The organism is Mesorhizobium sp. M7A.F.Ca.AU.001.01.1.1 (assembly GCF_004022735.1).
GTDB classification, from domain to species: Bacteria; Pseudomonadota; Alphaproteobacteria; order Rhizobiales; family Rhizobiaceae; genus Mesorhizobium; species Mesorhizobium ciceri.
On the sequence record NZ_RZPF01000371.1, the window covers coordinates 1 to 6248 of the forward strand.

10 protein-coding genes are annotated in these 6248 nt (G+C 62.6%); 6 read left to right on the plus strand and 4 right to left on the minus strand.

Annotation, left to right across the window (positions count from 1 at the left end):
* Positions 1-334 (minus strand): RNA polymerase sigma factor (locus tag EN884_RS21450; RefSeq protein ID WP_164895089.1); only part of this gene is annotated, 334 nt, incomplete at its 3' end.
* 156 nt (positions 335-490) lie between these two features.
* Here EN884_RS21450 and EN884_RS21455 point away from each other — a divergent pair.
* Genes EN884_RS21455 through EN884_RS21480 form a run of 6 tightly spaced genes read left to right on the plus strand, consistent with a single transcriptional unit; the run spans position 491 to position 2845 of the window.
* Positions 491-814, plus strand: a complete 324-nt coding sequence (locus EN884_RS21455; protein ID WP_063168196.1) for a metalloregulator ArsR/SmtB family transcription factor — start codon at positions 491-493, stop codon at positions 812-814.
* Positions 811-1236 (plus strand): SRPBCC domain-containing protein, encoded by a 426-nt coding sequence (locus EN884_RS21460; protein ID WP_013531186.1) that lies wholly within the window; start codon positions 811-813, stop codon positions 1234-1236. The genes EN884_RS21455 and EN884_RS21460 overlap by 4 nt, the downstream gene beginning before the upstream one ends.
* Positions 1237-1290: 54 nt before the next feature.
* Entirely contained in the window at positions 1291-1512 is a 222-nt protein-coding gene (locus EN884_RS21465) for a hypothetical protein (protein ID WP_013531185.1), read from the plus strand.
* Positions 1513-1524: 12 nt separating this feature from the next.
* A complete protein-coding gene (locus EN884_RS21470) occupies positions 1525-1965 on the plus strand; it encodes a DUF1801 domain-containing protein (protein WP_013531184.1) in 441 nt (146 codons plus the stop codon).
* Positions 1966-2004: 39 nt separating this feature from the next.
* Entirely contained in the window at positions 2005-2397 is a 393-nt protein-coding gene (locus EN884_RS21475; protein WP_063168197.1) for a VOC family protein, read from the plus strand.
* Positions 2398-2437: 40 nt separating this feature from the next.
* Positions 2438-2845, plus strand: coding sequence for a DUF1801 domain-containing protein (locus tag EN884_RS21480; RefSeq protein ID WP_063168198.1), 408 nt, complete (start codon positions 2438-2440; stop codon positions 2843-2845).
* A gap of 2 nt (positions 2846-2847) precedes the next feature.
* On the opposite strand, the gene EN884_RS21485 is transcribed toward EN884_RS21480, so the two are convergent.
* From EN884_RS21485 to EN884_RS21495, 3 genes are all read right to left on the minus strand, one after another.
* On the minus strand, positions 2848-4026 hold the full coding sequence (locus EN884_RS21485) for an NAD(P)/FAD-dependent oxidoreductase (protein ID WP_063168199.1): 1179 nt from the start codon (positions 4024-4026) through the stop codon (positions 2848-2850).
* A 108-nt stretch (positions 4027-4134) separates the two neighbouring features.
* Positions 4135-4872: a dienelactone hydrolase family protein gene (locus EN884_RS21490; RefSeq protein ID WP_063168200.1), complete on the minus strand. Its 738-nt coding sequence runs from the start codon at positions 4870-4872 to the stop codon at positions 4135-4137.
* A gap of 110 nt (positions 4873-4982) precedes the next feature.
* Positions 4983-6233, minus strand: coding sequence for an MFS transporter (locus EN884_RS21495; RefSeq protein ID WP_128360726.1), 1251 nt, complete (start codon positions 6231-6233; stop codon positions 4983-4985).
* Between the last annotated feature and the right edge of the window lie 15 nt (positions 6234-6248).

Genomic DNA, 6248 nt, shown 5'->3' on the forward strand with positions numbered 1-6248 from the left:
AGATCAGTGCATGGACGCCATAGGCCTCGGTCTTGACGGTCTCGCGGGCGGACTTTCGCATCACGTCGCGCGCGGCGTTCATCGTCACGGAATAGAGCCATGTGGTGAAGGCGCCGCCGCCGCGATAGTCGCGGATCGCTTTGCCCAGCCTGACGCAGACTTCCTGGGCGATGTCTTCGGCATCGGCCTTCCTGCCGCACCAGCGATAGGCGGCGCGATAGACGAAGTCATAGTGCCTTTCCAGCAATGTGCTGAAGGCCCTCCTGTCTCCGCCCTTCGCCCGCCCGATCAGTTCGGCGTCGGAGGCTTCGCTCTCATCCAGCATCATCGCCATCATTTGCCTGTTGGACGAAGGCTAATGGCTAATCCTTGGGGCAATGGAAAGATTTTTTTGGAAACCGCCGGATCGGGACCGTCAACACCCCCGCTTGACATATCCATATCTCGACAGTTATACGTAAATCAATAGCCACAGGGTTATCGATCCCGGATGACGAACGCTCACGATGTCCTCTTCAGAACGCTCTCCGATCCGACGCGTCGCGCGATCTTCGAGCGCCTGTGCCGGCAAGGCGAGCAGACGGTCGGCGCCCTGACGGCTCAGTCGGGGGTCTCTCAACCTGCGGTGTCGAAGCATCTCGGCGTGCTCAAGCAGGCCGGGCTGGTGCGCGATCGCCATCAAGGACGGCAGACCCATTACAGCGCCCAACTGGCAGCACTTTCCCCACTGACCGACTGGACGAACCAGATGAACGCGTTCTGGCAGAGCCGGTTCGACGATCTCGAAAATTTGCTCAAAAGAATCGACCAATGACCAACATTGCGACCGAAACGCGCTCTGTCATCGTCGAACGTGAGATCCCCTATCCGCCGGAAAAAATCTGGCGCGCGCTGACCCAACCGCATCTGATCGAGGAATGGCTGATGAAGAACGACTTCAAGCCAGTCGTGGACCACCGCTTCAAGCTGCGGAAGGAACCGCAACCTGACGTGAGCATCGTTGTGGACTGTCAGGTAACAGCCGTCGAGTTGAACAAGACACTGTCCTACACCTGGCAGGCCTATGGCCTTGAGAGTGTCGTCACCTGGACCCTCGTGCCGACCAGCACAGGCACCCGGTTGCGTATGGAACAGTCCGGCTTCCGGCCGGATCAGGAGCAGGCGTATCGGGGCGCGACGAGCGGGTGGCGACAGTACTTTGCAAATCTGAGTCAGGTCCTGGCGCGGATAGATTGAAACTCGCAGGTGCGGATCGGTGGCCCGCACCGGCTGTTTTGACAGGAGGAACTATTGGACTGGAACAAGTGGGTTCGGCAAATGCATCGCTGGCTGTCGATCATCTTTGCGCTGACCGTCATCGCCAACTTCGCCACCATGGCATTCAGGCAGCCTCCCGCCTGGGTGGTCTACTCGCCGCTCCTGCCGCTCCTCCTGCTGCTGCTCAGCGGCCTGTACATGTTCGTGCTGCCCTATGCCGCCAAGGGACGCGGCGTGCAGCGTGCCGGCGGGTAGGAGTGGGGCAGAGTGGCCAAGACGCAGGGACAATCGACCGAGGCCAAGGCTGCGCCAGTGCTGCTCTCCGGCGGCAACCCGCAAATCGCCAAGGGCGACGGCGACGCCCCGGTGCAGGCCTATATCGCTGCGATGCCGGACTGGAAGCGCGGCCTGGGCGAGCGCCTCGACGCGCTCATCGTGGGCAACGTGCCTGACGTCCGCAAGGCCGTGCGATGGAACTCACCCTTCTACGGCATCGAAGGCCAGGGCTGGTTCGCGAGTTTCCATGTATTCACCCACTATGTGAAGATGACCTTTTTCAGTGGCATCTCATTGCAACCGATCCCACCAGGCGGCACGGCCAAGAGCAAGGATGTGCGCTGGATCGACATCCGCGAAGACCGGTTCGACGAGGCGCAAATGGCGGAATGGATCAAGCAGGCCGCCGCCCTGCCCGGCTGGACCCCGTAGCGGCCACAGACGCAAGAATACGACAGAGGAGAAAGAGCGATGAAGATCAAGCTGACCAGCGTGTATGTGGACAACCAGGAAAACGCATTGCGCTTCTACACCGACGTGCTGGGCTTCACCAAGAAGGCCGATTTCAGCAACGGGCCCTATCGCTGGCTGACAGTGACCTCGGCTGAAGAGCCTGATGGAACCGAACTGCAGCTCGCGCTCAACGACAACCCGGCCGCCAAGGCCTATCAGGAAGCCATCTTCCAGCAGGGTCAGCCTGCGGTCATGTTCTTCACCGACGACGTCAAGGGCGACTACGAGCGCATCAAGGCGAAGGGTGGCGCGTTCACCGTGCCGCCGACCGAGGTGACCGGTTCAACCATCGCCCAGCTGAACGACAGCTGCGGCAACCTCGTTCAGATCACCCAACTGGCGCGCTGGTGACAGGCAGCGGTTGAACGCGTCGACGCACAGGAGACACCAAATGACCCCCTCGCAACAGATCGACCAGTTGATCGCCGGTCTCTCGGACTGGCGCGGCGAGACGCTCGCCGACATCCGCAAGACCATCCTTGCAGCCGACCCGGACATCATCGAGGAGTGGAAGTGGATGGGCAGCCCGGTATGGTGCTTCGACGGCAACATCGTGGTCGGCAACGCCCACAAGGACAAGGTGAAGCTGACCTTTTCCCATGGCGCCAGCCTGCCGGATCCCGACAGGCTGTTCAACAATGGTTTTGGCGGCAAGGTGTGGCGGGCTATCGATGTGTTCAAGGGCGACAGGCTCAATGAGAGCGCTTTGAAAGAGCTCGTCCGTGCCGCCATCGATTACAACAAGGCCAAAAAGAAGAAAAAGGCGCCGGCAGCTACTGGGGCGAAGCCACGGAAGTAAGTCTATGCTGCCTGGCCTGCCACCCAGCCAGACGACCATGCCCACTGGAAATTATAACCGCCCAGCCAACCCGTGACATCGACGACTTCGCCGATGAAAAACAGGCCCGGCACGGATTTCGCCTGCATCGTCTTCTGGTCCAGCCCGTTGGTGTCGACCCCGCCCAGTGTCACTTCGGCGGTGCGGTAGCCCTCAGAACCGGCAGGCTTGATGCGCCAGTCATTGACTGCGGCAGCTATGGTTTTGATCTGGGCGTCCGCAAGATCGGCGAGGTTGCCGTCGATGCCGGTTCGTTCGGCGATCGACTGCGCCAGCCGCTTCGGCAGGTGATTTGCCAGCACGGTCTGCACCGCCTGCCGCCCATTACCGCGCTTGGCACTACGAATGAGGTCCGCCACATCAACTCCCGGCAGCATGGCGATGCGGATTTCGTCGCCCTCGCGCCAATAGGACGAGATCTGCAGGATGGACGGTCCGCTGACGCCGCGATGCGTGAACAGCATCGCTTCGGAGAACCGCGTCTTGCCGCAGGAGACTTCCGCGTCGACGGCGTTGCCGGCCAGCGGCGCCAGCCGTTCGAGCGTGTTTGCGTCGAAGGTCAGCGGCACCAGCGCCGGCCGCGTTTCGACGATGGCAAGCCCAAACTGTCCGGCAAGCTCGTAGCCGAAACCGGTCGCCCCCATCTTGGGGATCGACTTGCCGCCGCAGGCCACGACCAGAGACTGGCACCTAATCGTGCCCGTGGAGAGAGTGAGCACAAACCCCTCCACGGTTTTGCGGACATCCTCAACGCTGGTCGACAGCACCAGTTCGGCGCCCTTGTCCTGCATTTCCGAGACCAGCATGTCGATGATCTGGCGTGCGGAGCCGTCGCAGAACAACTGCCCAAGCGTCTTTTCGTGATAGGCGATGCGGTGGCGTTCGACGAGGGCGATGAAATCGCGTTGCGTATAGCGGCTGAGCGCCGAAATGCAGAAATGCGGATTGCCCGACAGAAAATTCTTCGGGCTGGCATGGATGTTGGTGAAATTGCACCGGCCCCCGCCGGAGATGCGGATCTTCTCGCCAGGCGCCGCCGCATGATCGAGGATCAGTACAGAACGGCCGCGCTTGGCCGCCTCCACGGCGCACATCATTCCGGCGGCACCCGCGCCGATGATCACGACATCATAGGATTGCATCAGGCTGTTCGTTCCCGCTCGGCCCACTCATCCGGCGCAGCGCATTTGTGCTGCCTGATACCGCGAACGGGGCGGACAGCCAACAGGCAAGAACAGCCAGGCAAAGGCTCAGATCAGCGTCTCTGCGAACAACGTCGTCAAGCGCTTCCAGTGGCGTTCGGCGCCCGCGGCATTGAAAACGCTGTGATCGGGCACGCACCAGCCATGCGCCATGCCGGCATAGTTCTCGATGACATGATCTACTTCCGCAACCCTGAGCGCCTCGGCCAGCCGCGCCGACTGTTCCGGCGGGAAACTCCTGTCGACGCCGGATGTGCCGACATAGACGCGCGCCTTGGTCGAGGCTGCCTTGCGATGCGGGCTGTCGGCGGCGTCGCTGGCGAGATTGCCGCCATGGAAGCTTGCGGCCGCTTTTATCCGTTCGGGATAGGTTGCAGCCGCATTCAATGATCGACCGCCGCCCATGCAATAGCCGATGGTGCCGATCGGCCCGGTAATGCCTTCTGCCGCAAGCGCATCGAGGAACGCACCGCTGTCGCTGATGGTCATGTCCTGCGTCGTGCCGGTGACCAGCGCCATCAGCGGGATTTTGGTCTTTTCCTCGGCGAAGGCGGTCTTGGCGTCGAACGGCCCGTAGGGTGCATTGCGGTAGAACAGGTCGGGCACCAGCACCGCATAGCCTTCATTCGCCAGTCGCTCGGCCATACTGTCGAGCGCCGGCCGCGGACCAAAGGCGTCCTGATAGAGAATGACGCCGGCCTTGGCAGGAGATGCGTTTGCCGAGCGGAAAAGCCCGGCATTGGCAACACCATCCCTGGTCTTGATCTGAAGGTCGTGTTTCGTCATCGCTCGCTCCGTTCGACAGATGCGCGATACATATCCGCGCAAGCCTATACGGCAAGGCGCTCCCTGAGCATGGCAGTCAAAATTTCGTGCGGGATTGCGTGACGCTATTGCTAGCCTTCTCGCACCGTCCGCGCACCGACATGCAGCGCGCGGCCGGCACCGAGCCCCATAATGGCTACGCCAAGCCCGAGCGCGACGAACAGGAACGCCGTTCCCGAAAAACTGCCGGTCCAGTCGCGGATCAGGCCCACCAGCAGCGGGCCGAATGCCGCCAACACATAGCCGACGCCTTGCGCCATGCCTGAAAGATGCGCGGCGACATGCGAATCCGGCGAACGCAGCACGATCAGGCTCATGGCAGCCGCGATCAGGCCGCCCTGCCCGATGCCTTGCAGGATCGCCCAGAACAGCACGGTCGAGGTCGGTGCGAACAGAATGCCGAGCAGCGCGATCACCGCCGTGGCAACGAGCGCCACATTGATGCCGCGCTGGTCTTTCAGCCGCATCGCGAAGGATGGCACGGCGAGGCAGGTGATGACTTGCGCCATGACAGACACCGAAACCATGGCGCCGGCGGTGGCCGCATCGAAGCCACGCTCGCGCAAGATCGGCGCCAGCCAACCGAAGATGCAATAGGCAAGTGCCGACTGCAGGCCCATGAACAGCGTCACCTGCCAGGCCAGGCGATCGCGCCAGAGACCAACGACGCGAAAGCCCCGATGACTGACCTGCCGACGGCTGCCCAGCGCCTGCGGAATCCAGATCAAAAGCACGACCAGTGTAGGCACCGCCCAGGCAGCAAGTGCCCCGGACCACGAACCGGTGACAAAATGCTCGATCGGCAGTGTGAAGCCGGCGGCGGCCGCCGAGCCGGCACAGAGCGCCATGGTGTAGAGCCCGGTCATGACGGCGGCCTTGTCGGCGAAATCTCGCTTCACCAGGCCCGGCAGCAGCACATTGCCGATGGCAATGGCGCCGCCGGCAAGGAAGGTGGCGACAAACAGCAGGGGAACCGTACCGAACCAGCGCAGGCCGGTTCCCAGCACCAGCAAGGTGAGCGCCCCGAGCAAAGTGCGCTCGGCTCCATAGCGCTGGGCAAGTCTTGGCGCGAAGGGCGCGAACAGACCCAGGCACAGAACGGGCAGCGTCGTCAGCAGGCTGGCGCCCGTCGTCGACAGTCCGGTTGCCTGCATCACCTCGGGCAGCAGTACCGACAGGCTGGAAAACAGCGGCCGCAGGCTGAAGGCGATCAGCACAAGGCTCGCGCCAAGCACGATGCGCGCCGCACGGCTGCGCAGTTCAGGCGGCTGCGGCGCGGGCAGGCTGTCGGCCTCGGCATCGATGAGTTCCAGACCCTCGATGGCGGCGGATTGCGC

Coding starts and splice junctions, on each gene's coding strand:
- EN884_RS21455 (WP_063168196.1), top strand. CDS start 491: ATGACGAACGCTCACGATGTCCTCTTCAGAACGCTCTCCGATCCGACG.
- EN884_RS21460 (WP_013531186.1), top strand. CDS start 811: ATGACCAACATTGCGACCGAAACGCGCTCTGTCATCGTCGAACGTGAG.
- EN884_RS21475 (WP_063168197.1), top strand. CDS start 2,005: ATGAAGATCAAGCTGACCAGCGTGTATGTGGACAACCAGGAAAACGCA.
- EN884_RS21480 (WP_063168198.1), top strand. CDS start 2,438: ATGACCCCCTCGCAACAGATCGACCAGTTGATCGCCGGTCTCTCGGAC.
- EN884_RS21485 (WP_063168199.1), bottom strand. CDS start 4,026: ATGCAATCCTATGATGTCGTGATCATCGGCGCGGGTGCCGCCGGAATG.
- EN884_RS21490 (WP_063168200.1), bottom strand. CDS start 4,872: ATGACGAAACACGACCTTCAGATCAAGACCAGGGATGGTGTTGCCAAT.